The sequence below is a fragment of the Chryseobacterium ginsenosidimutans genome, assembly GCF_039536845.1.
GTDB classification, from domain to species: domain Bacteria; phylum Bacteroidota; class Bacteroidia; order Flavobacteriales; family Weeksellaceae; genus Chryseobacterium; species Chryseobacterium ginsenosidimutans_B.
In genome coordinates, this window is sequence record NZ_BAAAZJ010000003.1 from 109,951 (window position 1) to 136,441 (window position 26,491).

Below are 26,491 nucleotides of genomic sequence, written 5' to 3' on the forward strand. Positions count from 1 at the left end.
TTTTGAATTTAAAATAGAAATTACATTATGGAACAATCAATTGAAAATAAACTTATTAAAGCAGATAAGGCATTTTCAGAATGGAAAAAAGTACCATTCGAAGACAGACAGAGACTCATTGCAAAGGCAGCGGAAATCTTAAAAAATAATTCTGAAAAATTTGGTACAATCATTACAACCGAAATGAACAAACCGATTTCGCAGTCGATTGCTGAGGTGGAAAAGTGCGCTTTAATGATGAATTATTATGCAGACGCTGAAAATATTCTGAAGCCGGAAAAAATTGATTCTGAATTTAATTACTCTGAAGTTCATTATGTTCCAAAAGGTGTAATCTTGGGAGTAATGCCCTGGAATTTTCCTTTTTGGCAGGTTTTGAGGTTTGCTGTTCCCGCAATGTTAGCAGGAAATACAATAGTTTTGAAACACGCTTCCATTTGTTTCGGAAGCGGAAATGCTATTGTAGAAGTTCTTTTGGAAGCAGGTTTTCCGGAAGGTGTTTTCCAGCATCTTGAAGTCGGACATAAGGAAGTAAAGGAGATTCTTGAACATGATACTGTAAAAGGTGTAAGCTTAACCGGAAGCGGAAAAGCAGGAGGTGAAGTGGCTTCAATAGCCGGATTGAACATCAAAAAGTCTTTACTTGAATTGGGTGGAAGTGATGCTTTTATTATTTTAGATGATGCAGACTTGGATGAAGCTGCAGCGGCTGGAGTGAAGTCCAGACTTCAAAATTGTGGACAAACTTGCACTGCCGCAAAAAGATTTATCATTGATGAAAAAATTGAAGATGTATTTCTTCCGAAATTCATTGCAGAATATCAAACGTATGTTTTGGGAGATCCTATGAACAAGGATACTGTTATTGCAGGAATGGCAAGACCGGATTTGGCAGATGAATTGGAAAAACAATTTACAAAAGCATTAGAAAACGGAGCGGAAATCATTATTCCTTTAGAAAGAATTTCTGATAATGAATTTAAGCCAGGCTTAATAAGAGTACAACAGGGGAATCCAATTTTGCAGGAAGAGCTTTTCGGTCCTCTTGGAATTGTCATGACCGCTAAAAATGATGATGAAGCTTTACAAATGGCAAATAATATTCCTTTTGGGCTTTCAAATTCTGTTTGGACAGCAAATAAAGACCGTCAGTTATTCTTTATCGAAAACCTAGAATCGGGAACGGTGAATATTAACAGAATGACGAGTTCTGACCCTCGTTTTCCTTTCGGTGGAACAAAGGCTTCCGGTTATGGAACAGAGCTTTCTTTATTGGCTTTAAAAGAATTTGTGACTGCAAAGACTATTGTTGGAAATTAATTTTTAATCTAAACATAAAAAACTCCCGAAAATTTTCGGGAGTTTTTGTTTTATATAAAAGCAATTTGCTGTTTACACATTCGTTAATCTCAATGTATTTGTTTTTCCGCCTTCGTAAGATGGAGTAGCATTGATGTTGATTACAAAATCTCCGGATTCGATAAATCCATAGTTATGAGTAAGCATATTTACCTGGATAATCGTTTCATCAGTAGATTTGTTCATATCGTAATAATAAGCATGAACACCCCAAAGAAGATTCAGCATTGTAATTACTTTTTTATTTCCGCTGTATACAATGATGTGAGAATTTGGTCTGTGAGCAGCAAGCTGGAACGCTGTGTATCCTGAACTTGTTAAAGTAACAATCGCTGCAACATTTGTAGTTTTAGCAATTCTTACAGCAGCAAGACAAACTCTGTTCGTAATGAATCTCTCATCAATACAATTGAAGTCTTTTTCGATCGGTTCGTTTTTGTGCTGATAGAAATTTGTCATTTCGATGTTCTTAACAATCTTTGACATATTTTCAACAACCTGAACAGGATATCTACCAACAGAAGTTTCTCCTGAAAGCATTACCGCATCTGCACCGTCTAATACAGAGTTAGCAACGTCATTTACTTCTGCTCTTGTAGGCGTTAAGCTATTGATCATTGTTTCCATCATCTGAGTTGCAATGATTACAGGCTTAGAATAGAATCTTGCTTTCTCAACTAAAGTTTTCTGAATCGCCGGAACTTCTTCCATCGGAACTTCAACACCCAAATCTCCACGGGCAACCATTAATCCGTCGCATTCCAATAAGATTTCGTCGATATTTTTTACCCCTTCAGGTTTTTCAATTTTCGCAATAATAGGAGTTTTGAATTTACCGTTCGGATGTTTTGAAATTAATTCTTTTAAATCAATAATATCCTGAGCGTGACGAACGAAAGAAAGTGCGATCCAGTCAACTTCCTGATCAAGCATGAAGTTAGCATCCTGAATGTCTTTTTCCGTTAAAGCAGGAAGAGAAACGTTTGTATTCGGAAGGTTTACCCCTTTCTTAGAACTTAGAGGTCCCCCCTGAATTGTTTTTGCTTTTACAGTGTCTATTGCGTTGGTTTCAGTGACTTCTAAAACAAGCTTACCATCGTCAATAAGGATTCTTTCACCAACTTTTACATCTTGTGGAAATTGTTGGTAAGTCATGAAAACTTTTGTAGAATCTCCTTCTATTTTTTCATTAGTAAAAGTAAGAATGTCTCCAGGATTAAGGTAAGAACCTTCTTTTACTACACCTACTCTTAGTTTCGGACCTTGTAAGTCTCCTAAAATACCAACAGAAAAGCCATATTCTTTATTAAGCTCTCTGATGATTTCAATATTTGAACGAACCAAGTCGTAATCTGCGTGTGAGAAATTTATTCTAAAAACATCAACACCTGCTCTCATTAACCCTAACATTACTTCCTTCGACGATGAAGCCGGTCCAAGTGTTGCGATAATTTTTGTCTTCTTTAAATACTTATTCATAATACTGGATAATTTGATAAAGTTCTTCTTCAGAACCTAGTATGTAGTCTTGAATTGGAAACACAAGATTTTCAGGGAGCAAAATTACGGAAAAATCAGGAAACTGTTCCGAACTATGCAAAATATATTGCACTTCTACCTGATTATTTAATAAAAATTTAATGTTTTCTTCTTGTGAGAAGAGTTCAGTCTGTAATTTTTTTTGTTTACTTTCAGAAGATTTGTTTGAAATGAAAGTAAAACATGTTTTTGTAAACTTGTGGTAAGCCTCAAATCTCGGAAAATAATAATCATAATAAGATCCGTGAAAAATGAGATCTTCAATTCTTTTAAAAGTAAGGTCGTTTATCTTATTTACTTGGTAAAAAAACTCATGATCGGGTACATTTTTTGCTAATCTTACCAACGTTATGGCAATATCTTCAAATTCTATATCATCAAAATCATAAAGCTTTTGAATTTCCAAGTATATTTTCCTTTTTGTTTAAAATATAAAATGCTCTTTGTGCTGATTTTTCTTCTGCTTTCTTCTTGGAAGTTTCAGTAGCATTCGCAATTTTTTCTTCTCCAAGCCACACATGACAACGGAAAACAATTGATTTATTCACCTGAATTTCTTCACAAGTCTCGTACTTTATATTCACTTTTTTCTTCTGGCTCCATTCGAGCAGAAGACCTTTGTAGCTTACAATTTTATTCTCAAGCTTGTTGATTTCGGTAGCCGTCAGAAGTCTTTCCAAAATGATCTTTTTACAGGCTTCATATTGAAAGTCCAAGTAAATAGCACCGATTAAAGCTTCGAATAAATTTCCGGAGATATTTTCACCTAAAGCTACAGAATTTTGCTTCTGCAAAAGATCTGTCAGTCTTAAATCTTCTCCTAATTTATTAAGATTTTTCCTATTAACAATCTTAGATTTCATTTGTGTCAAATATCCTTCATTAGCTTGAGGATAAGTATGGAACAAATGACAAGAAATAATCGTACCCAAAACAGAATCTCCTAAAAATTCAAGTCTTTCGTAATTACTGTCTTTATTTTTAGAAGAGTTTTTTAAAGAAAAAGCTTCGCGGTAAAGCGCAACATTCTGCACCTCAGTACCAATTATTTTACTGAGTTCTGCACTGAGAAAGTAATCTCTCTCGGATAATTTTCTTTTTCTTTTTTTGAGAAGGAATTTAGAAAAGTATTTCTTTAACTCCATTCAGTAAATTTAGATTTTCGTAAATAGAACGCAAGCGTTATGCCCACCAAACCCGAAAGTATTGCTCATGGCTACTTTTACATCTTTTTTCGCAGCTTCGTTGAATGTAAAATTCAGTCTGCTGTCGATATTTTCATCATCAGTAAAATGGTTGATGGTAGGAGGAACAATACCATGAATAATAGTTCCCAACGCAGCAATAGCTTCAATAACTCCGGCCGCACCCAAAAGGTGACCTGTCATTGATTTTGTAGAATTAATCTGAATGTCGTAAGCGTGCTCTCCTAATAATCTCGAAATTGCATTAGATTCTGCAATATCTCCTAATGGAGTAGATGTACCATGCATATTGATATGATCTACTTCATCAGCAGTTAACCCTGCATCTTCTAGACAACTTTTCATTACCAGATACGCTCCTAAACCTTCAGGATGAGGTGCTGTCATGTGATGTGCATCAGCACTAAGACCTCCACCTTTTAATTCTGCATAGATTGTAGCACCGCGTTTTATTGCGTGCTCATACTCCTCAAGAATGATCGTTCCTGCTCCTTCACCCAATACAAAACCATCTCTGTCTTTGTCAAAAGGTCTTGAAGCTGTTTTAGGGTCGTCATTTCTTGTAGAAAGTGCCATCATTGCATTGAATCCACCGACACCACTTGCTGTAACGGCTGCTTCAGAGCCTCCACATACAATTACGTCTGCTTTTCCTAGTTGGATCAGCATTTTGGAATCAATTAAAGCATTTGCTGAAGAGGCACATGCAGAAACAGTTGTATAATTCGGTCCATGGAAACCATATTCAATAGAAATATGTCCAGGAGTGATATCAGCAATCATTTTAGGGATAAAAAAAGGGTTGAATCTCGGAATTTCCGTATTTGCCCATCCTAAAACTTCAGTTTCAAAAGTTTCTAAACCTCCGATTCCTGATCCCCAGATTACTCCGACTCTGTTTTTATCTACACCGTCTTCAATAATTCTTGAATGTGATACTGCTTCTCTTGCAGCAACAAGCCCGAGTTGTGTATTTCTATCCATTTTTTTAGCCTCTTTCTTATCGAAATGGTCTAATGGATTGAAATTTTTTACTTCACAAGCGAATCTTGTTTTGAAGTTTGTGGCATCAAAAAGAGTAATCGGAGCGGCACCGCTCTCACCTTTTAGAAGATTTTCCCAGTATTCTTTTGCATTATTTCCAATCGGTGTTATTGCTCCAAAACCGGTTACAACTACTCTTTTTAATTCCATAAACTTTGTTTAATTTCTTTTTTGTTGAAGAATATTATTTATTTACTACTTCTTCGATATAAGCGATAGCGTGACCTACAGTAGTAATTTTTTCAGCTTGATCATCAGGGATTTGAATATTGAATTCTTTTTCAAATTCCATAATAAGTTCAACCGTATCCAAAGAATCAGCTCCTAAATCGTTTGTGAAGCTAGCCTCTGGAGTTACTTCTGTTTCTTCAACGTCAAGCTTATCAGCGATGATAGCTTTTACTCTTGATGCAATGTCTGACATAGTAAATTTTTTTTTAATTGTTAGATGGTGCAAATATATAAAATTCTTTACGATAAAACATTTTTTTAGTCTTTTTTGTGGCTTACAGGTATGTATTTTGTTATACGGAAGTTTAGTGTTTTAGTTTTCAGGTGTTTATATTTTAACATTTCATGTGTTAATTTCAGTTTAATCAAAATAAAGTTTACTGTATCCTTATTATTATATATGTTAAGATTCTGAATTGAAATAGAATGTGTTTTAAACTAATCAAATTATAGATTTTATTAGAGAAAATTGTTTAGAGGAATTGATGCTTTGATAAGTTTTAAAGTCTTATTTAATTATATTTGTATTCAATATTTCAAACGTATCATTGTAATTCTGGGGATCCGGCAAAAATTTTAATGAAAAAATTCATCTATATAAAGTTACTTTTTGTTTCTACTTTAATTTTCTCACAGACAAAAGGAAAAATTATTAAAATAAAAGACGGTGATACGGTTGTTGTCTTATTGGCAGGTAAAATTCAGGAAACATTAAGACTAGCGGATGTGGATTGCCCGGAAAACAGCCAGGCTTTTGGAAAAAATGCAAAACAATTTACAAGTTCTCAGATTTTTGGGAAAACAGTGATATTTTATAGAACTGGAAAAGATCGATACAAAAGAACAGTAGCCAAGATTTTCTATGGAAATGAAAAATATCTTTCCGCTGAAATTATAAAAGCAGGTTTTGGATGGTGGTATTTTAAAGCATCTAAAAATATTAAACTACAGGAATTTCAGAACCAGGCAAAAACTAATAAGCTAGGTTTGTGGGCAGATGAGAACGCGATGTCGCCGTGGGATTTTAGGGAAAGCAAAAGGAAAAAGAAAGTTTCTTAACTAAAATAAAAAAAGAATCTAGGGCTTAAAGATTGATTTTCTGATACAGTTTTGGTGTCTAATTTTTTAATAACAAATTTCCCAAAGTCTTGTAGATACATGGAGTGGTTATCTTCTTTTGATTTTTTTAATGGTAGCCTTTAGCTTTAAAAATAAATCCTTTTTAAATTGCTTAATTGATGAAAAACCTAAGTCCTTTCGATAATTAACATGTTCTCCAGGGCTAGTATCGAATGAATAACCAGTTTCATTATCTTTTATTACTACTGCTGCTTTATCAAATGTAAACCTTAATCCCAATTCGAACATTACATTAGGATTTTTTGAGCTAACGTCGCAAATCACTATATCATCATAGAAAACATTTTGTACAACAGTTTTTTGAATTACATGTGTTTCTTCGCTTTCACTTACAAATCTATACTATAATATTTTTCTATATTTTTAGCGTAATTTGGATTATATGTTTCCCAATATGAACCATTATAAACATAACAAGTGTCTATAAAAAATTATCTTTTTCTTTCAATATATCCTTTTATTTTATGATTAGAAAGATCAATAGTATCTTGATATTGATTACTTTTAACTGACAGATTTCATCCGCCCCAATATGTTGATAACCAATACTAAATGATTGATCTACTATAGGAAAATCTGCACTTGTAATATCTTTAAAGATCAGAGAATCATTATAAATAGTATTAAACTGTTGATTTATATTTATATTTAAATATTCATTTTTTTTACCATCTGTAAATTTTTCAACCTTATCTAATTTTTTGTATCTAATTAAAAAGGGAATATTGGGTGAAACTAATGATGTCTTTATTACAAAAGATTCTTTTTTAATATTTTGTAAATTGAATTTGAAATAAACAATAGAATCTCTTTCATGATTTTTCCACTTACTTTTGTCAAAATCAATTTGATAATCACCAAAATCTTTAAAATTAACTTCAAAAACAAGAGGTTAAAAAAACTCTTGTTTTTCTACTTTATTCTCTTTACATCCAATTAGTAATGTAGACACTGCTAATGAAATAATCCTATTTTTTATTTTTACATTGGTCATAATTTATTACTCTTTTTAATATTGGAATTCTTATTAAATAACAATTGTTAAAAATAAAATGCAAGCACTATTATAGAAGAATTTACAACAATTTACTACCAATAAAAATATTTTGAGTGAATAGATTAATTCTACCTATTCTTAACGGGATGGTTCGAAGTTGCTTCCCCCCCCCCTCCTGACTGTCAAATTTTTTTAAAACTTGTTTTTGATTTATTTTATTTTTCTATAGATATTTATGTATGAATAAATAATTTGTATTCTGTTAATCAGAAGATTCTGTATAAAATGTTTGGGAACAATTTCGGACACAAAACGAAAAAGAGAAAATGTAATTATTTGAAATTCAATAATTTACAAATTCTCTTTAGCTTAATAAGTGGAGTTGGAGGATATAGAATTATCCTTTATTTATAGAAGTTTACGAAGGTGAATTTATGTTTGCTACCACTATTGCTACCACAAGTGCTTTTTTGACTTTATATTCTGTGTCATCATACGGAATGTGATTCCTGTGAATGATTTTAAGGTTTAGCTTTAATTGATTTATAATATTAAGAGTGTAAGATGTATGAAATTTCTGTCCAAAAAAAGTGGTAACTCCAAAAAAAAGGTGATCTGATTGGAAAGCTTTTGGCCTTAGGAAGCATATTATTCCTCTTCATGTTCTTTCCTATTTTTATGGAATGTACTTATTCGTCCATTTGGCTCGATATGAAAGGTGTAATAATCCCCTTCAAAATAGACACTCTCTTTACCGTATTTACTAAATCTTTGATTTGGTTTTTCTTCTTTAAATTTCTGATATTCGTTGTCAATGTGCTTAATCACGTGTCCAAGTACATTAAAAACATCTTCTTCGTTCCATTGGAAATTGCTTTTATCTTCAAAATGTTTATTGATTTTAAATTCTTGCACGTGACGCATATAAATATGAAGATAACTATCCCGATTCATATAAATTGGGTATTTTCCCATAACATTTAGACGACGTTCCTTAAACATTGCCAGTTTGACACAAAGTGTAGTAGCCTGTTCAAGATTTTCTATCGCAAGTTTTTTTAAACTACTTCCTGCCTGTTTTAAATATTCATCCAAAACAGCAAAATTTTGTTTTTTTTGCTTGCCGATTAATTCGACGAGTTGTTTATTTTCTTGATCGGAAATTTCTTTTCGTTGATATTTTATTTGTAATAATTCTTTTTCTATTGGCTCTTTAATTTTTTCATCAGTGTAAATCTCTTCATTTTCCTCTTTTGTCAAATTTTCGGGTTCATAATATAATTTACCAGCAAGATAAAAAGCCCTTTCCTCGGGGCTAAGTCCTATACCCTGACTAACAAGCTTTTTCTTGAATCCATACATCCAATCCAAATCCTGCCCGTTTCGCTGAGTCCTTATTGGGATATTTATTTTGTTTAACTCTCTTTTCTCCTTAGAATGAAATGTGTTTCTCTCAGGAGAAATGAAATAATGAATATTGGCAATATCATTAGAGTTTACTCCTTCACTTAATAGGAGAGCTGTTTTCTCAGCTGTAAGATCTATTCCCAAGTACCTTGCTTTCACCAAGCCACTTTTAGTAAAAGGTAAGACCTTTAACAATTCGTCCATTTCTTCCCTTTCGAATTGGGTATAAACAAATACAACAACGATTGATTCTCCATATTGATTATATGCATCGCTTCCATTTTTAAAGGTCAATAATGCGGTTTTATCATCTTTTCCAACTAAAAAATATATTTCTTCGATGGTGTAATTCATTATGTTTTTTACTGGTTAATATTTGTTGTTGAAATAAGAATTCAGATTATATATTTTCTGGTCATTCTACAGCCATGTCGACACTGCTCTTAATATTACATCTTATTTATAAGCATTCTTAGATCTTCGACCTGTAGATAATTTCCATTTTTATCTCTTTTGTGCAACATTCTATGACAATTTGCACACACTATTGCAAGATCTTCAATTTTGGTTTTTCTAACACCTCCTTTAGCAATTGGTTGCTTGTGATGACACTCGATAAAACCCTTCCCTAATTCAGGGTATTCTTTTTCAAAGTCAAATAAGCAAACTTCACAAAATAACCTATGTTCCCTAATTGCTTTTTCCTTCGCTTTTTTAATTATTCCAGGTTTTCTTTCCTTTAATTTGTGTAATCTATGTAAAGTTCTATCTGCTCCTTCTTCCTCTCCTTTATCATCGTAATCAAACAGATCATTTTCATTTAGCGGGATACTATTGATAAGATCAGGATCTATTCGATCAAATAAGTTCCAAATGAATTTTTGCTTTTCTTGTATAGAGAAATCTTTCCCGCTTCTGCGTTCAATCGTTTTAATATTGCATACTTGCCCTCTGCTACATTTATACAGGCTCCACTGATCATGATCTAGTAGAACGGGGTTCGAACTTTTTGCTACAAGCGCAACTGTTCTGGTATAGGGGTGGCTTGCGAGATCTACTTTTCCAAGGCGATTATCCACAGGTGCAACCAAGTGTGTAACGTACCAGCCGCCTGGTTCATCTTTGCTCGTTTTTAAACTTTGAAACAATGCAATTATTTCCCTTGGCTCTGCTTTTAAATAATTTGTCGGATACCATTTCGGGTTTTTAGAAAAATTCAGTGGGAAAGTATCACCAATATTATACTCCATATATGCCCATGACTCTCCTTGATTTCTTGTTACGCTCTTTATCCATCTAATATCTGAATGTGTGTATAGTAAAAGATCCTCCATTCCATTTAATTATTTTGAAAACTAGTATAAAAATATGAAAAGTATCTCTTTATCTACTACGTGTTTTTACGGATTTCCGTAATCATTAAATATTGATCTTCACAATTTTTTGGAAATGTAAGCAGAAGAAAAAATTGTAAGAGTTACATACCAAGATTAGATAACCTATATAAATCCATTGTAATTGCTATGAAGGATATAGATAAATATAAAAATGGATCTGACAAGTCGCTTTGAGATAGGCTGGAAGTTTGTTGAGAAGAATTGCAACAAGTTATTTGAGGGACTTAGCCTTTGTTTGATGGTGTCGGTTAATAACATATAGATATTTTCACACAAACTAAGCAATAGAGCTGGTGATTCATGTTGAAATTGTTTACAAATTACCACAGAGTAATATTGATTATATTGAATACTAATTGATTGATACATGAATTGGATTTTTTATAGGTTTAATTTTAAACTATAAGTAATTTTTACTTGCTGATTCTTTTCAATGTTGTATAAAGAATATATAATTGTGTCCTAATAAAAGTAACAACTTTATTTTCAATGTAAATGATAATTTAGAATAAAACTAATCCAAAATTGTAAATTTGAAATCAAATATATCTATAACAACAGTCTTATTTCCTGTAATAGATTTCTGCCATTCATTAAATTTAAGTTTATCTCCCGAATCACCATTTTGATTTAAATTAATTAGGTTGGCAAAAATGTTAAGTTCTTTATTCTGGAAAGGTTTAGTATAACCAATGCTAAATTCCTTAATTTCACCTTCATAATTTATTTTTAATTTTAGAAAACCATAATGTTCAAAATTATCATAGGTATCAAGACCATAAATTCTTGCTGGTGTTGATGAATAGCATAAACGTAATCTCATTATAATAATTTATGTAAGTTTTTAATTTTATTTAGTATCTTAAAATTATTAATATTATCATCTCAGTAATTCTATATATGCCAAATCTTTGATGTATAAATTATCAATAATTATCTCATAAGATCATGATTAGTGTTGCAATAAATATATGATATAATTAATAATCATCATAATTCATTTAAGGTTAAACCACAGTTAATATAATGTGTGAAGATAAGAAATTGGATATAGCATCTTAAAATTATACGTAATAATGTGAGATTTGAAACCGAAAAAAAATTGATAATGAACCTTTTGTATCGTAAGAGACCTTTCTAAAAAAGAAGCTTTTGATACTGGTTTATCCGTCCAGTGATAATGTGATCTTGCGTCTGTAAAAGTTAATTAAATATTTCTTTAGAAAGAGATTTTCGCATTGTGATAATATTTTATATTGTTGTATTGTACATATTTATATTTCACCTTACAGCAAAAGAGACATTTTTCATTATTTTTGTGCATTGGATTAGGCTGTTTTGATAAAAAAGTATTAAATTCAATAAGGTGCTATTTCCAGTATGCCCTAAATAGTTTAGTATGCTTAGGCATTCTTAGTATAGTATACAAAGATGACAGAAGTCAAAACAAAATAAATTGAGAAATCAAATTGTTGGTTATATGACAAATTATATTGAAATTAACTAAGTCTAATAGATTTTTTGTTGCTATTATTAATTCAAGAAATGTTAACAAAAAATACCACTTTTATTAGTAACCGAAAATGGCACGTTTACAATAATAAATTTAAATAAATTAATCATATTTATGGGTAAACCTTTTAAAAAAGAATTACAATCAATAAAAGAAGTGTTTGAGTGGGCTTGTAATTTAGAAATCTCTGAACTTAAAAATGAAGTTCGAAAATTTGAAAAAAACCCATTATTAATCATTGGTTCAGGTGGGTCATTGAGTGCATGCTATTTTGCATCAAAATTACTTCAATCAAAAGGGCAGATTGCAAAAGCAATAACACCATTAGAATTACTTTACTCAAAAAATATAATAAATAAATGTTCTTTACTTTTTTTAAGTTCTAGCGGCAGAAATACAGATATTCTTACTTCTTTCAAAAATGCTGTTACTGAAAATCCTTTAAGTTTAAATGGCATCACTTTATCAAAAAATACGCCATTAAATAGACTAAGTTTGAATTTTGGATTAGCATCCATTATTGAATATGAAAATCCAGTTGGTAAAGATGGGTTTTTAGCAACGAATTCTTTGATTTCTTTTTTTATTTTATTAAATAGAGCTTTCGGATATGAGATTGATCATTCAATAGCTTTGGTTGATAAAGAATTTAGTAAGGATTTAAAGACTTTCGAAGATAAAATAAATAAAGACTTCACATTCAAACTACTTTTTGCTGACTGGAGCTTGCCTGTCGCAATCGATATTGAATCAAAATTTTCGGAAGCAGCATTAGGAAATGTGCTATTATCAGACTATAGGAATTTTGGTCATGGTCGACATAATTGGCTTGACAAAAGAGGTTCAAATACCGCAATAATAGCTCTAATTACTCCAGAAGATAAAGAGTTAGCTCTAAAAACTTTAGCATTAATACCTTCGAATATTCCTGTTCTTAAAATTGAAACTTCTACTATTGGTTCTATGAGCTCAATTGATTTATTAATAAAATCATTTTACTTGACAGATTTAATGGGAGACATACAAAGCATAGATCCAGGGCGGCCAGGTGTTCCTGATTATGGCTCTAAATTATATCATTTAAATTATTTTAAATTTTTAAATAAAAATAATGAAAAATTAGAAAAAGTTGCAATCCAAAGAAAGCTGGGTAATGTTTCATTTTTTGGTCTTGATGAAGAGGAAAAAAAGAAATGGATTAAAGCTTCAAATGATTATAAAGGAAAAATTAGTAAACAAAAATTTAGCTCAGTAGTTTTTGACTATGATGGTACTTTGTGCCATGCAGTTGATAGATATTTTGGTTTAAAAGAAGATATAAGTAGTAAATTAAATCAGCTTTTAGAGAATAATATAATCATTGGAATTGCAACAGGAAGAGGAAAATCAATTCGAAAAGATTTACAAAGAGTTATTGATGAAAAATACTGGGACAAAGTTATTATAGGATACTATAATGGAGGTGAAATAGGTTTACTAGGTGATGATAATATACCCGAAAAAATATTTGATAAAAATCAGAGGCTTGAATTTCTTAATAATAAATTAAGTGAAAAATATAATGATGAAATAGGCTTAAAACATAAAAGAAGCCAATTAACTATTGAGTTAAAAAATAATGCATCTGAAGAATTTATTACTGATGTAATTAAATATATCTACTTACAGAATAAAAGTGAGATACTCTGTGTTCAATCTGATCACTCAATTGATGTAATAATTAGACCGGAAGTTTCAAAATTAAATGTTTTAAATTTTATTAAAAATAATTTAAAATATAGCAAATTTGAGACACTTTGTTTTGGTGATAAAGGAAAATTTCCGGGGAATGATTTTGAATTATTAAGTCATCCTTTTTCATTAAGTGTTGATGAAGTATCATCAGATCTGGATTCTTGTTGGAATTTTATAAGTGGGACGTATAAAAATGCAGATAAAATATTAACTTATTTTAGTCAAATCCAAATCTATGATGGGTATTTTAAAATTAAATTATGAGAGATGATGTAGTAAAAGCTTTACTTGAAAAAGTAATAAGTAGTATAAATTACGTTGATGAAGATATGACACAATCATATATCAAATATTTTCAGGCAATTGCACGTTATAAGTATGATAATTATCAGCAGTATTCAGCAGGGTTAAGGTTTATTGAGACACTTGCTATTTGGTTAGAACAGTTTGATTCAGTAGATAAGAAAATTGCATTAGATTTTATTATGAAACGCGTGGTTTATATCTCATCATCCGAAATTAATTTAATAGCTGAATCATGTTTTATTGATAAACTTCAATATATTTTAATAAAAATTACAGCTACGCAATTAGATATTCCAGAATATAAACTAAAATACATTGAGAAATCTGATGAATATAAAATTTTAAAAAGACAATCATTGTTTTGTGGTCTGAGTGACGGTGCTAGACTTGATATGTTTCGTAGAGCGAATACAGGAATTCTTACTCATGAACAAATCTATCTGACTTATGAGTTATCAGAGCAAAGAATTTCTAAAATGAAAGATGAGCTGATTGAAGATTTAAATATTAGGTTTGATCTCAAATTAGAGCCAGATTCTAGTGAAGCAAAATTTAAGACACTTTTTTTAATCGACGATTTTTCTGCAAGTGGTACATCCTATTTAAAATTAAGCTCCAGTGGGCAATTAAAAGGCAAAATTGCTGGATTGTATGAAGATTTATTTGGTGAGAAAACGAAAATACAATCCGCTTTTGATAAGGATAATTTGAAAATCTATATCATATTATACATTTGTTCCACCCAAGCAAAGGAAACGATAGAAAGCAATTTTGAAAAGTTATTTCAGTTATATGGTCACAAACCAGATTTAATTATTATGCATGAGTTAGATGATAAATACAAAATTAACGCAGACGAAGACATATTCAATATATGTAAAAAGGATAAATATTATGATAGAGAATTAATTGAGGATAAACATACAAAAACAAATATTCAACTTGGCTTTAGTGAGTGTGCTCTTCCGTTAATTTTAGAGCATAATACACCTAATAATTCAGTTCCTCTTCTGTGGACATATGACTATTCAGAAATTTTCACAGGCTTGTTTCCAAGAATTCCAAGACATAGAGTGTTATGAGAATAGATATCAATCCATTTTTTTCACGACCATCCGAAACAATTGGTGCTGATGACAAGTTTATTCAACTTTTCAGTCCTGATGTTCTCGATATTTTTGATGGAAAAAAGCCACTTTGGGATATTGTCAATATTATTAGAAGTTCTCCAGGTGGAGGTAAGACGACGTTACTAAGACTATTTACTCCCGACATTCTTTTAAGAATAAAGAATAAACAAAAAGATGAACAGCATCTTGTAGATATTTATAAAAAATTAAAATCATTAGGAATTTACGATGATCGAGATAATCCTTTACTAATTTCAACACATATTCCCTTCACAAATGAATACTCAACTTTAGAATATTTAAATATAGATGATACTGTAAAAAATCATTTGTTTTTTTCATTACTAAATACACGAATCATCTTATCTGTTCTTTATTCTTTTTGTAGAATAAAAGATTTAGATTTCCCCGAAGACTTGGATAAATTACTCATTAATCAAAATCCTGCTATGACAGGATACAATCCATTACGAAATATAAATAACGGAAAGGATATTTATGATTGGTGTTGCGAAAATGAAGAGAAAATCTGTGGTGATATTGATAATATAACATTGTCAGATAAACAAGAAGTAGATAAAGTTGTTGAGCTGTATTCTTTACACCTATTTGATAACAAAAATATCATTTATGATGGTAGTCCTATCAAAGAAAAGATTCTAATTATGCTAGATGATGTTCATAATTTGAGTCACAAACAAAGAACTTCATTAATGAAAAACATTATAGATAGAAGACCTTTGGTTAATGTTTGGATTGCTGAAAGATTACAAGCTCTTACTATGGAAGAAATAATTTCAGAAGGTAATATTGTTAACAGAGACTATGTTCTTGTAAATTTAGAACAATTTTGGAGTAAAGGCAATAAATTCCAAAAGTTTGTTAGTTCAGTTGCAGAAAAGCGATTATCAACAATAACAGAGGGAGAATCCACAAACTTTTCATCTTACCTATCTGAAGATATTGACAAAGACTATAACGAAGTTGCAAAATTAAGTATCCAAGTAATAAAAGATAGACTCTATACAAAATTCAATAAAAGAAAATATGAAATTTGGCTCAAAACAAGGGAAGAATTTATCGGTAACGATATTGAAACTTTGATAGAGTGGAAAAGACTTGAGATTTTAATTAACAGAGATCATGGAAACTCGCAACAGGTTTTACAATTTGAGGAATTCTTAGATGAAACTACATTAGAAGATCAGGATGGATCAGACATTGAGAATGCCGCTAAACTATTCCTTCACGATGAATTTAAATTTCCATATTATTACGGTATTGATAAGATAAGTAGACTGTCTTCATCTAATATTGAACAATTTTTAAATATTTCTGGAAAATTGTTTGAAGCAATTACTCTCAATCAATTGAAGAAGATTTCACAAAACAACAGTAATTCAGTAAAGATTTCGCCGCGCAAACAAGATCAGTTAATTAAAAAATTAACTGAAGAGAAATGGAAAGAAATGGACATCAGAGTTCCTAATGCATCTCAAATTAAAATTTTCCTAGACAATATAGGTTCATTTTGCAGACAACAAACTTACACTCCAAATGCTTGGAATTCACCAGGTATAAATGGGGTTGCAATAACAATGAAGGAGAGAGAAGTGCTGAAAAATAAAGCAATCGTTGATTCAAAGCATCCTCTGCATACAACAGCAAATGTAATTGCTCTTTGTATTGCCTATAATTTACTTGATTTTAAATTACATTACAAAGTTCAGGGGAAAGAAGTTATGATTCTTTATTTAAACAGAATTTATTGCTCCAAATACGGACTTCCTTTAAATAATGGTAAATTTAAAGTGATGAAAATAAATGATTTAAAGCAATTTTTGGTGAAAGAACAGGCGAATTTATTTAACAACAGTGCGAATTTTTGATTATGGAAACAAGATGGGAAAGTTATATTTTAAATAAAAAATCTGAAAAAACAATCGATTTTTGGAATAAATATCTTAAAACAAATAAAGATTTATTATATATACTTGGTTTAGGCTTTGATCCACGAACATTAAGTGGAATTAAAACTATCTATGATATTGATGGCACTGGAAAAAGAGACGTTATAAGTGTACGATATTTTCAAAGTCAAGAAGAAAAAGATAAAAATATTACATCAGAAACGGTAAGTAATCATCAAAATGAATTGATTGATTTTATGGAAAAAATTGAAAATTCTGAACATAAAATAATACCAATAATTACTAGATCGGAACAAAAAAGTATAGCATCCATCACGGCATATGATATAATTGATAGTATTGACCAGATTAGGGACTACAGTGATATAATAGTAGATATAAGTGCGATGCCAAGAGGTATTTTTATTCCTCTACTACACAAAATTTTAAAAATAATTGATAATAATCCAAATTGCAATGTAAATCTACACGTTATTGTTACCGAAAATTATCTTTTAGATGCACAAATTGAAGATGAGGGCGTTGAACAATCTGCAGAATTTATTCACGGTTTAAGTATTCCTGAATTAACTCTTAACCAAAAGTTTAAAGAAGTTTGGATAGCTATTTTAGGTGAAAAACAGCTAGAGCAATATGAAAAGATAAGAAGTTCAGTTAATCCTGTTTCTACTTGTGCAATTCTACCTTTTCCGTCAAAAGATTTGCGAAGAGGTGATGATTTGATTAATCATTATCAAGATAAATTACTTAATGATAAAGATTTTGATGTAAAGAATATTATATATGCTGATGAACAAAATCCTTTTCAAGTATATAGATTAATAAGAAATACAATTGAACGACATAGCTTATCATTAAATATTTTTGGTGGGACAAAAGTTATTGTTTCCGCCCTCTCTAGTAAATTATTAACGGTTGGTGCATTTTTGGCAGTTTATGAAACAAAAAGTTTTGAGCATGAAAGGAAAAATTTAAGAATAGGTATAAAGCATGTTGATTCAATTAGTCATAAATTTGTTGATGAAAATGATAAGGTGGAAATTTTAAAAAACAACGAACTATTTCATATGTGGATAGCTGGTGAACCTTATATATAAATAAGAATAGATAATGAAAAGTATAGTTGGGATTGGGCTTGTGGCGCTTGATGTAGTTGTAGAAAAAAATTCTGAAATTAAACCTCTGTTATATGCAGGTGGTTCTTGTGGTAATCTGATGTGTATTCTCTCCTATTTAGGATATGATACCTATCCAATTGCTAGATTAGCAAAAAATAAAGCAACGGAGGAAATTTTAAATGATTTTGAAAGTTGCGGTGTGAAAACAGAACTTATTTTTAAAGGTAATGATGGTAGTACACCAATAATTATTCAGAGGATAAGTAAATCGAAAGAAGGTCTGCCGATTCATAAATTTGAATTTAAAAATCCTGAGAATGGAAAGTATTTGCCATCATTTAAGCCAGTGTTAGCAAAAACAATTGATTATTTTTATGAGAAGAAAGCAAGTTGCGATTTTTTCTTCTTGGATAGGATAAGTCGAAGTTCAATAGAGTTAGCTAAATTATATAAAAAAAATGGTGCAATTGTGGTTTTAGAACCTTCTTCCTTAAAAATAGAGAATCAAAAAATAATTGAAGAGCTTAGTGAGTTTGTTGACATATTGAAATTTTCAAATGATAGAATTCCAGAATTTAAATCAATTTTTAGAGAGGGTTTATTTCCACTAGAAATTGAGACTTTAGGTAAAAATGGAATTAATTATAGGGTTAATAGAAATATAAAAGATTTTGACAGTAATTGGAAACATCTTTCTTCTTTCAATCTTGTAAATATTATTGATTCAGCTGGGGCAGGTGATTGGACTACTGCGGGATTGATAAAAGGATTAATGGAAAATAATATTAATTCGATTAACGATATTTCTATCGATGGAATAGAAGAAATATTAAAATATGCTCAATCGTTTGGTGCATTAAGTTGTTTATTTAAAGGAGCGCGTGGTATAATGTATCAGTTAGAAAAGGCTTCATTTAATGAGTTAGCAGAAGAACTGATTACTAATAATTTCAACATGCAGATTTTATCAGATAATTTTCTATTGAAAGACAGAGAATATTTCGAAGATAGTATCTCTTCTTTGTATTGATCTAATCTTCTTCACTTCCCATTTTGCAATATGCATATAATTAAAAAACTTAATAATGAGTTTATTCTTAAATGAATAACTCAATTTGTATATTCCAGTGATATTGACCACCAATTTTCAATTCAAAGTGATAAGGTAATTTTGGATTAAATTGACCATTTATATTTTTGATAAAAAAAATTTCACATTAAAAAGTATTAGTCAAATTGTTGTTAAAAGAATGAAATAGAAAAACAAAAGAGTGTCAATTGATACTCCTTTGTTTATATCTTAATAACATGAAGTATAACTTTTTGTACTGAAAAAGATAATAACTCCAAAATATTTGTTACATATGGTGTGATATTAAACTGCTATTTAATTTTTTTTCTTCACTTAACATCATATAAACTTTTGCCAAGCAATCATTAATATTTTCATCATATCGCAAAAGATTGTTGAAAAGACCTTTATTGCTTTGTGTAAAAGCAATCATTTTCCCCTCGTACGCATACCGCATAATATAAACGGAAGATTTTCTCTCAGAGTCACTTTTAAACATCTCTAAGCCTGCAAATTGTATTTGACCATATTCGAAATCTTTTTTACCTATTTTTTGGAACGTATCATCTTTTGGAATATATGTATCAGGATTTATCTCAAGCTGTCCCGGAACATATTTTAATAATTCCTGAAATGTATATGTATAACAAATAAACTCATAGTCAGAATTAAGATCGGTTTCCAAAACGATTATTTCCCCTAAATTATTTTTATAATAGCTGAATAGCGAGTTTTCTACAAATCCTATTCTGTTAAGCTTTTTTGAAATCTCTATACTGGTAACAATTTTATCCATGCGATAATTTTTTTGTTAATTTATTTTATAAAACCTTTGTAATAAAAAGCGGAAGAAAAATTTCATTTTCATTCTCCTGCAGTTCTTCACTAAGTACACACTCAATATCTATTAAAAATGAAATGTCTCCAAATCTGTAGGCTTTCTGTCTTTGCCCGTCTTCTATTTTTAAATCATCAATGAGTTCTTGGGGAATCTTTCCAGATAACTGGTTTAATATTTCCAAAGGAAAATCAAAACTGACAACGTATCTGTTCTTATCAATTTCGGTACTTCCTGAAATAGTATACATTTCAAAGCCTAATTGTGTAATATCATTAAGAGGGAAACTACTGAATATTAACTGGTCATTCTTAGCAAATCCTAGTCTCTTAAGGTGCAGTCCCAAATCTTTTGCCAATATGTAATGATTCTCTGCAAATACATTTTCAGGAGCTAAAATTTTTTTTAATGATTCCCAATATAATGGGATTGCTTCTATTGGAAAATGTAAAACAGGATCTGTTTTTTGAACATCAAATAATATAAATTCTTTTCCATTGCATAAAGCATAAAAATTAACTCTTACCTCACTGTGTATGGCATAAGAATAAGCCTGCTCAACATTCTTGGATTTCATGATATCTTCACCGGGGGATTTTGCATCCAATATCCACGCAGGTTTGCCATTTAATTCTAAAAGATAATCGGGAATAATATAAATACTTTTTTTTTGAGAACCTATAGAAACAAACGGATGCAACAATTTTCTACTTCTTATTATTTTGTTGGGCGGATCAACAGTATATCCTAACCCCTTGATAATAGGCAGAATTATTTCTTCTCTTACAGAATCTTCTTTGAATTCAGAGTCTTTTAGATTGGCAAAATTAAAACCTTCCAAAATATTAAAAAATCTTTCTATTTCCATAAATGAGGCTTTAGTTGTGATTCTCGTTATTTAAGCGACTATTTTGCTTTTTTAGATATAAATCGTCACAAAAATATATAAGTCCTTTTTCATTCCATTTCATTGCGTTATCCATGTCATTCTTATGGAAATATGCTTCGGAGATCCAAAAGAAAAGATAGGGATTATCTATTTCATATCTTTTGGTTTTTTCTGATGCCTGAAGCATTAACGTTAGTCCTTCGTCAATTTTCCCAAAATACCTGAATAAAGATGATCCCTTACTAAAAAGTGTTTCGGCCTGATCAGGATCAAGTGTAAGTGCATTATCATAACACATCATTTCTTTAATGTGTTCTCCAATATTCATATACGAATTGCCCAAATTGTTCCAGTACATGGGATTGTTTGGGTTAAGATGAATTGCTTTCAGAAAATACTCTATTGATTTTTCGTATTCTGCCTTTTTTGTCAAGGCAGAAGCAAAATTATAATATAGCCCACTTGAGTTTTTTTCTTTTTTCATGATGACTTCATAAATACTTAATGCTTCATCAACTTTTTTCAGATCATTATTCAACATACCAATTTCCGTCAATATAGATGCCTTATTTTGTAAAATACTATCATTTTTTTCAATTTCTAATGCCTTATTTATGTTTAATATGGCCTTAGTATAATTATAATCTACATATTCACAAATAGCAAGAGCTTCATATATAACAGCTTCATTTTTTAAATCATATTTAATCATCTCATAAAATAATAGCTTTGCTGCTTTATAATTCTTTTCAAAGTATAATTTCCAAGCATCTTTATTACTACTGTTTAACTTGGGCATAGAATACAAAAGATGTTTTCTACTGAAAATTTTCTGTATTTCATCAGTAATAGTATTCCAATCAAGAGCACTTAATTTATTGTTTTTCAGGATTGTAAGAGTAAATGATTCATTAGGTTTTGTCAAATCAAACTCATTTGCACTGAACCAACTCCAATATGCCTCATCTTCGTCAATAATATATGCAACAATCATCGTTGGCTCCAATCTGTTGTTCCATCGGTTTAAAGTGCTTTTTTTAATATTAAGCTTTACAGCATCATTACTCACTTCTTTTTCTTTACCTTTAAGCTGAATCGTAAAATTCATTCCGGTAACCCCTCGATCAAGAACTATTTCACAATTGTAATCAGTTCCATAATCAACCTGAAAATGATTTACAACCCATGAGTACGGAATTTTGCTTTTAAGATATCTATCTGATAATGTTTCTATTTCGTGGTTTCTATGTCTGTTAGGTAAATCTTCCAATTTATATAGTTTTAATGAAACTTAGCTGTTAGAAAAAGGATTAATCAATTTTGTTTGAGTTAAAATTATTTCTTCAAAAATATTTTGAATACCTATCCGACAAAACTAAACGAATAAAAATACAAAATTTTAAAATATATTGATACCTAAACTATTAAATCACGATTTCCTTTGTTTAAAATTATAATAATAAGTTTATTTCCGTAAAAAAATTCTAGAATGATTTATTCAATTTTTCGCAGTGTTAATCTTATAGAATAGGTATAGTTTCATATATAATTTATAATCAAAAGGTGGTTTAATTTTAAACTCCAATAAATTCATTTGATAATTTATTTTCGTGTTACTTATTATTAACAGGCTTTTCCTCTGTGGGGTTTTTATCGTTCCTGAAATGATTTTTCTGATTTTTTATAAAATTTTAATGAATAATTTTTAATGCGTCAAGTTCTGTCGCTTCTCCGATGGATATTTGCATTATAGAAAGACACAGAAAATGAAACTCGAAATTAAAACTCATGGTGGACGTATTTAGCCTGAAAACCACCTAAAAAAACAAGGCTAAAACCTGAAGATACTCTACTAAAAAGAACCTTCAAATCTTAACCTTTTATAAAACCAAAACAAATTTACACAAATGTCTACAAACAACAATGCGTCACAGACGCTTTTCAGATTCGTGAGTTTAAGAAACCCACAACTTACAGAAACCAAAGAAAGAAACTTAGGATTTATTCACAGGCCGAAAGGAGCAAAAGGAATTTTTGATACGGCAGTTACAGGAATGTCTTCAAGATCCTCAAAAATAGGAGAAATGGTAAAAGCTGCCAGAAACTTCAGTAATGCAGGATTTGAAACCGAAAAGAAAATTGAAGAAGGCGTTTTTGGTGAGCTTCTTATTATTGGAAGAAAGGTTTCCAAGAAAGAAACACTAAGTAATACTGATTGGCTTTATGTTAAAAATTATTACAAAAATCTTATTGATGGTAATAAAGAGCTTACTGTTGATGGTATTAAAATTTTCACTCAACTTTGGGATCATTATATTTATCAGATCGTTACGCAGGGAAATTTCTACGTAAAAGAAGCGATCAGCCATATCTTAATGGCAATTCATATTGGTTTTGCTCAAAGTCTTGATTTAACAGATCAGGAAATTATAAAGGTAAACGGAGAAAAACCATTAGAAAAAGCATTCGATGGTAAAATTGTATTACCAAAATATCTATTTTCTGAGGATTCAGGTACAGTAGGTTCAGTTTCTTCGAGAATGTCTGGAGAAGTTTCAAATCCTGTTTTGATAGCAAAAACAACTCAAAGGTTAGAGTCAGAAGCTAAAGCTTCATTGGTTTCCAACAAAGCATTACACCAAAAAGAAGCACTCGAAAAATTGAATACTGAACTGGAAAAACTTCAAAAAAAGTATCATAAATCCAGTTATCAGACCTATCAGGATGAATATGCCAAATATTTGGAAGAAAACAGAGAAGCTTTGGAGGCCTATGAAAGAAAGCTGGCTGAAATCGAAAGTAAAATTACTGATGAAACCTCAGAAGAAGAAAAAATTCGTCTTTACGAAGATTTAAGAAAGCTTGAAGTTAAACCTTTTGAGTTTTCATATAAAAATGAAATCAATCTTGAAGAGCTGAAGGAAAAACTTACTCCGGAATCTTTTGATAACTTCCTGAAACTTTTCGCAGAATTTGACCATGAAAAAGCATCTGAAGATGCCGCAAAAGAAGGAATTCAGATTCTTTCTGACAATACGCTGAGAATTGGAAATCAGACTATTGTTCTTGATGACGAAGTGCAAACGTATTCCGATGCCTTAAACATTATTGGAAACAATATTTCTTCATCGATTCAGACAGCCATGCAGAATTCTCCGCTTGTACAGCAGCAATATGTCAATATCGGAGGTGCTTCAGTTCCTGTTGTACAAAATACAGCAAGAACACCAATGGCATACAGTTTTTTCGCACACAGTTCTTATGGAATCTTAGCAGCAGGAGGATTTGTTAATTTCTCTTTTGAGGTGGAAGATACTTCATGGAGTGTTGCGAATGCTAAAATCATTGTAACGACAGATACTGCGGGAAGTTTTGAAGAGAATTTCAGCAATATTCCTGTAGTAAACGATAAAATTACCTTGCCAACAAGCTTAATAAATAAGTTCAGAACAAGTATTGCTTTCAGAATAGAAATTATTTTTGATAACGGAAGTTTTGCTTATGCAGATCTTGGTCAGCAATATACAAAGGGTGATTTAAGTCTCACCGGAATGCTTATCTTGAAAAGAGCAGCAATTGAAAATCCGGAAGAACCTGAAACAATAACAATCCAAAAACGTAAAAACTTTGGAATTAAAAGGCTTGGTGTGGCTGATTACCTGAAAGTGGTACAAAGTGTTCACGCGTATGTTCCGGGAGAAGTTTCCAATATTGAGAATGTCATGGCAAGTGAATTGAGACATAAATCTTCTGTTTCCAGAGATTATTCTGAAATTACAGATACTACTTCTAAATCCGAAGAAACCGAGAAAATCTCTGATACGACCAAAACTTCCAGAACTGAAATGCAAACGGAAGTTGCCAAAGAACTGGAAAAAGACCAAAGTATTACCGCATATACAAGATACAGCTATGGAGCGAGTAAAACAGTCTTTGAAGTCGGTGCAGATTATGCCAATAATACAGCACAGCACGACAGTACAAGACAGGCAATGATGAAGTCTCAGGAAATCACGGAAAGAGCAATGGAAAGAGTTCTTACCAAAATTTCCGAAGAAAGAGTACAGAAAATCATCAAGGAATACACGGAAACGAATGTTCATGAATTTGATAACAGAGGAAAGGTAACCAATACGGATAATCCCGATGCAGCACAACCGAAGCATATTACCGGAGTATACCGCTGGATTGATAAAAAAATGAAAAACCAAATTTATAACTATGGTAAACGTACTATGTTTGAATTTATGGTTCCTGAACCTTCAAGATTACACCGTCTGGCTCTTACTGTTGCAAAAGCTCAGGTACTTACTGCTCCTGTAGATCCTAGAACCGCTCCGGAAAGAGCATGGACAATGCCGGATCCGAAATCTGCAACTGTAGAACAGATCCAACATTGGGCACAGATCTATAATGTCACATTATCTGTTCTTCCGCCAACCACTAAAACTGTTTCTGATACAAAATACGGAGGTGGAGACGGAGTTTTTGATTATTCGGTTCCTGCAAACTATGCCTGTTATTCATTCGATGGTGGCGTTCATTACGAAAGATCTAAAGGATGGCACAATGCTAAAATCTGGGTATATCATCCTACCAACAGCAGTACAATTTATTACAACAGTAGTCCTGACGGACCTATTGGAGCTTCCGGATTTTTATTGGAAAATTCTGTGAAAGTACCTTATAATGGAAATTATTTAAATTCTGTTTCGATAAACTTAAACCTTCATTGCAAACTTTCAGATGCATTTATCCAGAATTGGAAAACAGAAAGTTTTGCAGCCATCATCAAAGCCTATGAAGAAGCCTATAAAGCATTTCAGGAAGAACAGGCAAGATTAGATGCTGAACAAAAAGAAAAAGAAGCAGCAGCTAAAGAAAGACAGGGTAATTTCTACCGTTATATGGAACATGATACATTGAAACACAATTGTATTGCTTACTTATTACAGGATTATCTTACTACGCTTGGTCAAGTAACAACAAACGGTGCTGAAGATACTACAAGAATGGATAACTTCCAGGTATACCTGAGCGATAGTCTTGATCAGTATACAGCTTTAGCGAAGTTTATGGAACAGGCTTTTGAATGGGAAATCATGGATTATACATTCTATCCTTACTACTGGGCAAACCGTAAGAGTTGGCAGGAATTTTACCTGACTGAAAGTATGGATCCACTATTCAGAAGTTTCTTACAGGCAGGTATGGCAAGAATCATCGTTACCGTAAAACCTGGTTTCGAAGCTGCTGTACAGTTTTTCTTGGAAACAGGATTAATTTGGAACGGAGGTGCAGTTCCTGTGATCGGAGATCCAATGTATATGTCTATTGTAGACGAAATGAGACAACCGACAGGAGAAGCTCAAGGTAAATATTGGATCACAAGAATACCAACAACATTGACAATTCTTCAGGACAAATCTACAGGATTACCTGTTAAACAGCCATTACCGATTTTCCCTGAGGATGATCCGAAAAACTGTGAAAACCCTAAAGAACTGGAGTTTGAAACTAGTTTTGAACAGAGGGATATTCAGTTATCTCATGGGACAATTGAAGATAGTACATTAGACTAAATTATTAATAAAATGGTGGGATAAAAACCACCATTTCTATTTTTTTAATAATTAAAATT

Annotated in this window: 20 protein-coding genes; 8 read left to right on the forward strand and 12 right to left on the reverse strand. The window is 31.1% G+C overall.

What is annotated here, in order from left to right; all coding sequences use genetic code 11:
• Nucleotides 1–27 precede the first annotated feature (27 nt).
• The gene (locus tag ABD745_RS00615; protein WP_344823622.1) at nt 28–1,320 is read left to right on the forward strand and encodes an aldehyde dehydrogenase family protein; all 1,293 of its coding nucleotides are present in this window, start codon (nt 28–30) and stop codon (nt 1,318–1,320) included.
• A 72-nt stretch (nt 1,321–1,392) separates the two neighbouring features.
• Here the strand turns inward: ABD745_RS00615 and pyk are convergent, their stop codons facing one another.
• From pyk to ABD745_RS00640, 5 genes are read right to left on the reverse strand one after another with little or no spacing between them, the layout of a single operon-like run.
• Nucleotides 1,393–2,838, reverse strand: coding sequence for a pyruvate kinase (gene pyk, locus ABD745_RS00620; protein ID WP_047399327.1), 1,446 nt, complete (start codon nt 2,836–2,838; stop codon nt 1,393–1,395).
• Entirely contained in the window at nt 2,831–3,304 is a 474-nt protein-coding gene (locus ABD745_RS00625; RefSeq protein WP_344823628.1) for an IPExxxVDY family protein, read from the reverse strand. The genes pyk and ABD745_RS00625 overlap by 8 nt, the downstream gene beginning before the upstream one ends.
• Complete coding sequence (gene rnc, locus ABD745_RS00630; protein ID WP_344823631.1) at nt 3,282–4,043, reverse strand: ribonuclease III; 762 nt, start codon at nt 4,041–4,043, stop codon at nt 3,282–3,284. Before rnc ends, ABD745_RS00625 begins: the two co-directional genes overlap by 23 nt.
• A gap of 9 nt (nt 4,044–4,052) precedes the next feature.
• Nucleotides 4,053–5,297 carry a beta-ketoacyl-ACP synthase II gene (fabF, locus tag ABD745_RS00635; protein ID WP_344823635.1) on the reverse strand — a complete coding sequence of 415 codons (1,245 nt, stop codon included), beginning with the start codon at nt 5,295–5,297 and terminating at the stop codon, nt 4,053–4,055.
• A 34-nt stretch (nt 5,298–5,331) separates the two neighbouring features.
• Entirely contained in the window at nt 5,332–5,571 is a 240-nt protein-coding gene (locus ABD745_RS00640) for an acyl carrier protein (protein ID WP_002976354.1), read from the reverse strand.
• Between the two features lie 386 nt (nt 5,572–5,957).
• Between ABD745_RS00640 and ABD745_RS00645 the strand changes: the two genes are divergently transcribed.
• Nucleotides 5,958–6,437, forward strand: coding sequence for a thermonuclease family protein (locus ABD745_RS00645; RefSeq protein WP_344823640.1), 480 nt, complete (start codon nt 5,958–5,960; stop codon nt 6,435–6,437).
• 108 nt (nt 6,438–6,545) lie between these two features.
• Here the strand turns inward: ABD745_RS00645 and ABD745_RS00650 are convergent, their stop codons facing one another.
• From ABD745_RS00650 to ABD745_RS00665, 4 genes are all read right to left on the reverse strand, one after another.
• Nucleotides 6,546–6,746 carry a hypothetical protein gene (locus ABD745_RS00650; RefSeq protein WP_344823643.1) on the reverse strand — a complete coding sequence of 67 codons (201 nt, stop codon included), beginning with the start codon at nt 6,744–6,746 and terminating at the stop codon, nt 6,546–6,548.
• Nucleotides 6,747–8,163: 1,417 nt separating this feature from the next.
• Nucleotides 8,164–9,276, reverse strand: coding sequence for a hypothetical protein (locus tag ABD745_RS00655; RefSeq protein ID WP_344823646.1), 1,113 nt, complete (start codon nt 9,274–9,276; stop codon nt 8,164–8,166).
• 95 nt (nt 9,277–9,371) lie between these two features.
• Nucleotides 9,372–10,256: an HNH endonuclease gene (locus tag ABD745_RS00660; protein WP_344823649.1), complete on the reverse strand. Its 885-nt coding sequence runs from the start codon at nt 10,254–10,256 to the stop codon at nt 9,372–9,374.
• A 577-nt stretch (nt 10,257–10,833) separates the two neighbouring features.
• The gene (locus tag ABD745_RS00665; protein ID WP_344823652.1) at nt 10,834–11,142 is read right to left on the reverse strand and encodes a hypothetical protein; all 309 of its coding nucleotides are present in this window, start codon (nt 11,140–11,142) and stop codon (nt 10,834–10,836) included.
• Between the two features lie 804 nt (nt 11,143–11,946).
• On the opposite strand from ABD745_RS00665, the gene ABD745_RS00670 reads away from it, so the two are divergent.
• The 5 genes from ABD745_RS00670 to ABD745_RS00690 are packed head-to-tail and all read left to right on the forward strand — an operon-like array spanning nt 11,947 to nt 19,081.
• Nucleotides 11,947–13,830: an HAD-IIB family hydrolase gene (locus ABD745_RS00670; protein ID WP_344823655.1), complete on the forward strand. Its 1,884-nt coding sequence runs from the start codon at nt 11,947–11,949 to the stop codon at nt 13,828–13,830.
• Nucleotides 13,827–14,954 (forward strand): phosphoribosyltransferase-like protein, encoded by a 1,128-nt coding sequence (locus ABD745_RS00675; protein WP_344823658.1) that lies wholly within the window; start codon nt 13,827–13,829, stop codon nt 14,952–14,954. Before ABD745_RS00670 ends, ABD745_RS00675 begins: the two co-directional genes overlap by 4 nt.
• On the forward strand, nt 14,951–16,891 hold the full coding sequence (locus tag ABD745_RS00680; protein WP_344823661.1) for an ORC-CDC6 family AAA ATPase: 1,941 nt from the start codon (nt 14,951–14,953) through the stop codon (nt 16,889–16,891). Before ABD745_RS00675 ends, ABD745_RS00680 begins: the two co-directional genes overlap by 4 nt.
• 2 nt (nt 16,892–16,893) lie before the next feature.
• Nucleotides 16,894–18,030 (forward strand): hypothetical protein, encoded by a 1,137-nt coding sequence (locus tag ABD745_RS00685; protein WP_344823664.1) that lies wholly within the window; start codon nt 16,894–16,896, stop codon nt 18,028–18,030.
• 13 nt (nt 18,031–18,043) lie between these two features.
• Entirely contained in the window at nt 18,044–19,081 is a 1,038-nt protein-coding gene (locus ABD745_RS00690; RefSeq protein WP_344823667.1) for a carbohydrate kinase family protein, read from the forward strand.
• Nucleotides 19,082–19,409: 328 nt separating this feature from the next.
• On the opposite strand, the gene ABD745_RS00695 is transcribed toward ABD745_RS00690, so the two are convergent.
• From ABD745_RS00695 to ABD745_RS00705, 3 genes are read right to left on the reverse strand one after another with little or no spacing between them, the layout of a single operon-like run.
• Nucleotides 19,410–19,919 carry a hypothetical protein gene (locus ABD745_RS00695; RefSeq protein ID WP_344823670.1) on the reverse strand — a complete coding sequence of 170 codons (510 nt, stop codon included), beginning with the start codon at nt 19,917–19,919 and terminating at the stop codon, nt 19,410–19,412.
• 25 nt (nt 19,920–19,944) lie between these two features.
• Complete coding sequence (locus tag ABD745_RS00700) at nt 19,945–20,829, reverse strand: restriction endonuclease (RefSeq protein ID WP_344823673.1); 885 nt, start codon at nt 20,827–20,829, stop codon at nt 19,945–19,947.
• Nucleotides 20,830–20,839: 10 nt separating this feature from the next.
• Nucleotides 20,840–22,120: a DUF4365 domain-containing protein gene (locus tag ABD745_RS00705; RefSeq protein WP_344823677.1), complete on the reverse strand. Its 1,281-nt coding sequence runs from the start codon at nt 22,118–22,120 to the stop codon at nt 20,840–20,842.
• Between the two features lie 637 nt (nt 22,121–22,757).
• On the opposite strand from ABD745_RS00705, the gene ABD745_RS00710 reads away from it, so the two are divergent.
• Nucleotides 22,758–26,432 carry a hypothetical protein gene (locus ABD745_RS00710; protein WP_344823680.1) on the forward strand — a complete coding sequence of 1,225 codons (3,675 nt, stop codon included), beginning with the start codon at nt 22,758–22,760 and terminating at the stop codon, nt 26,430–26,432.
• The last annotated feature ends 59 nt before the right edge of the window (nt 26,433–26,491 follow it).

Bases quoted from the DNA above. Each gene is read 5' to 3' on its own strand.
- ABD745_RS00685 (WP_344823664.1), top strand. From the start codon at position 16,894: ATGGAAACAAGATGGGAAAGTTATATTTTAAATAAAAAATCTGAAAAA.
- ABD745_RS00700 (WP_344823673.1), bottom strand. From the start codon at position 20,829: ATGGAAATAGAAAGATTTTTTAATATTTTGGAAGGTTTTAATTTTGCC.
- ABD745_RS00660 (WP_344823649.1), bottom strand. From the start codon at position 10,256: ATGGAGGATCTTTTACTATACACACATTCAGATATTAGATGGATAAAG.
- fabF (WP_344823635.1), bottom strand. From the start codon at position 5,297: ATGGAATTAAAAAGAGTAGTTGTAACCGGTTTTGGAGCAATAACACCG.
- rnc (WP_344823631.1), bottom strand. From the start codon at position 4,043: ATGGAGTTAAAGAAATACTTTTCTAAATTCCTTCTCAAAAAAAGAAAA.
- ABD745_RS00645 (WP_344823640.1), top strand. From the start codon at position 5,958: ATGAAAAAATTCATCTATATAAAGTTACTTTTTGTTTCTACTTTAATT.
- ABD745_RS00655 (WP_344823646.1), bottom strand. From the start codon at position 9,276: ATGAATTACACCATCGAAGAAATATATTTTTTAGTTGGAAAAGATGAT.
- ABD745_RS00670 (WP_344823655.1), top strand. From the start codon at position 11,947: ATGGGTAAACCTTTTAAAAAAGAATTACAATCAATAAAAGAAGTGTTT.
- ABD745_RS00615 (WP_344823622.1), top strand. From the start codon at position 28: ATGGAACAATCAATTGAAAATAAACTTATTAAAGCAGATAAGGCATTT.
- ABD745_RS00640 (WP_002976354.1), bottom strand. From the start codon at position 5,571: ATGTCAGACATTGCATCAAGAGTAAAAGCTATCATCGCTGATAAGCTT.
- ABD745_RS00675 (WP_344823658.1), top strand. From the start codon at position 13,827: ATGAGAGATGATGTAGTAAAAGCTTTACTTGAAAAAGTAATAAGTAGT.
- ABD745_RS00695 (WP_344823670.1), bottom strand. From the start codon at position 19,919: ATGGATAAAATTGTTACCAGTATAGAGATTTCAAAAAAGCTTAACAGA.
- pyk (WP_047399327.1), bottom strand. From the start codon at position 2,838: ATGAATAAGTATTTAAAGAAGACAAAAATTATCGCAACACTTGGACCG.
- ABD745_RS00690 (WP_344823667.1), top strand. From the start codon at position 18,044: ATGAAAAGTATAGTTGGGATTGGGCTTGTGGCGCTTGATGTAGTTGTA.
- ABD745_RS00680 (WP_344823661.1), top strand. From the start codon at position 14,951: ATGAGAATAGATATCAATCCATTTTTTTCACGACCATCCGAAACAATT.
- ABD745_RS00710 (WP_344823680.1), top strand. From the start codon at position 22,758: ATGTCTACAAACAACAATGCGTCACAGACGCTTTTCAGATTCGTGAGT.
- ABD745_RS00650 (WP_344823643.1), bottom strand. From the start codon at position 6,746: ATGTTCGAATTGGGATTAAGGTTTACATTTGATAAAGCAGCAGTAGTA.
- ABD745_RS00665 (WP_344823652.1), bottom strand. From the start codon at position 11,142: ATGAGATTACGTTTATGCTATTCATCAACACCAGCAAGAATTTATGGT.